1 protein-coding gene is annotated in these 2125 nt (G+C 64.4%); it reads left to right on the top strand.

Translation table 11 applies throughout. The features are described from left to right. Positions 1–2125 (top strand): TonB-dependent receptor plug domain-containing protein (locus HB634_RS22745; RefSeq protein WP_213950223.1); only part of this gene is annotated, 2125 nt, incomplete at both ends.

Below are 2125 nucleotides of genomic sequence, written 5' to 3'. Positions count from 1 at the left end.
CCAGATCAGCCAGGGTACCGACGTCTCCTTTGCCGCTGCTGCGGCTGCCGGTGCCGGCGACGCCACCAACCTCGGCAGCGTCCAGGTCACCGCCAACACCCTGCCCAGCATCGACGTCAGCTCGGTCGACTCGCGCACCGTGCTGACCGCCGACCAGCTGTCTAAGCTGCCGATCGCCCGCACGTCGATCAGCTCGATCGCCCTGCTCGCTCCCGGTACCACGCCCGCCGTGCGCGGCTACGGCAACGCGCTGTCTTTCGGTGGCTCCTCGGCGTCCGAGAACGCGTACTACATCAATGGCTTCCAGGCCACGAACCCGCTGACCGGCGTGAGCTCGCGCCAGCTGCCCTACGACGCGATCGACCAGGAACAGGTGCTGATCGGCGGCTACGGCGCCGAGTACGGCCGCTCCACCGGCGGCGTGATCAACGTCGTCTCCAAGCGCGGTACCAACGAGTGGAAGGGCGACGTCCAGGTGTTCTGGTCGCCGGACGGCCTGAACCAGCAGCCGCGCGACATCGACCTGCGCGACGGCACCAAGTATCAGAAGGGCAACACGTACGCCCTGCGCAACAACGAGAACCTGCAGTACTCCGGCTCCATCGGCGGCGCACTGATCAAGGACAAGTTGTTCATCTTCGCCGCGGCGGACTGGATCAAGAACACCGGTGATTACACGGGTCCCAATACCACCAGTGACGACGAGCACGATGTCGCCAAGACCAAGCGCTGGTTGACCAAGATCGACTGGAACATCACCGACAACAACATCCTCGAGTTCACCGGCATCGGCGACACCGAGACCGAAAACCAGTCCATCAGCGCTTATAGCTACGACACGGGTAAGGGCCCTTACCTCGGTAATGTCTACACGAAGAACTACAACGGTACGCAGACCAACGCGACGCCGGGCGGCAACACGTACATCGGCCACTACACCGGTTACATCACTGACGACCTGACGGTCAACGCGATGTACGGCCGCTCGCATTCCGACCATAGCCAGGACATCAATTCCGCCACCGGCCAGGCCTGCCCGACCATCACCGACAGGCGCGCTGGATTTGCTAACGATCCGCAGACCGGTTGCACGGTCGGTGGCTCGACGTTCCTCCTGCCGGGTGCGGAAGACAGCAGCCATGGCTGGAGCGCCAACATCGAATACCGCATCGGCGACCACGATCTCCGTGGCGGTGTCGATAACTACGTGCTGCGCGCCACCTCGGGCGCACTGCCGACCGGCGGCACGGGCTATATTTACAACGACGTCGCGGATGGTACGGCCATCAAGAGCCGCCTGTCGGCCCTCGGTCTCGACCCGGCCCTGTACAACCCGGCTAACTTTGCCAACGGCTATTACGTCGAGCAGACGGCGTTGAGCACGGGCACCTCGGCGCGCACCAACCAGCGTTCGCAGTTCGTCGAAGACAACTGGCAGATCACGGACCGCTGGCATGGTTACATCGGCCTGCGCAACGAGCAGTTCACCAACTACAACGGTAGCGGCCAAGCGTATGCCAGCGCGCGCCACCAGCTCGATCCGCGCCTGGGTGCGTCGTGGGACGTCTACGGCGACAGCTCGCTGAAGATCTACGCCAACGCCGGCCGTTACCACCTCGGCCTGCCGACGTCCGTCGCCATCCGCGGTGCCGGTCCGTCGACCTATCCGTCGCAGCTCTTCGGCTTCACGGGCATCGATCCGGTCACGGGCGTGCCCACTGGCCTGGTCGACGGCCCGTACTCGGCCAACTACAACAAGAACGGTGCCAACGGCATCCCGCCGGATGCGAAGACGGTCTCGGCCCAGGGCCTGCACTCGTACTACCAGGATGAGTACATCTTCGGTGCCGACAAGCAACTCGACGACAACTGGGTGGTGGGCGCCAAAGCGATGTACCGTCGCCTGCGCAGCCTGATCGACGATACCTGCGACTCGACGCCCATCCAGAACTGGGGCGATCAGAACGGCCTGAGCGACGAAGTGGCCGCCGGTATCGCACGCAGCACGGGTTGCTGGCTGTACAACCCGGGTCGCGCGAACACGTTTACCGTGTCGCCGGCGCCAGGCCAGTACCTGAGCGTGCCGCTCACCGCCGCCGATATCGGCGAGCCGAAGGCCAAGCGT

It is taken from the genome of Luteibacter sp. dw_328, from assembly GCF_018449605.1.
Taxonomy (GTDB): Bacteria; Pseudomonadota; Gammaproteobacteria; order Xanthomonadales; family Rhodanobacteraceae; genus Luteibacter.
The sequence above is the reverse complement of the archived record's forward strand: the minus strand, read 5'-3'. Positions and strand labels throughout refer to the sequence as shown.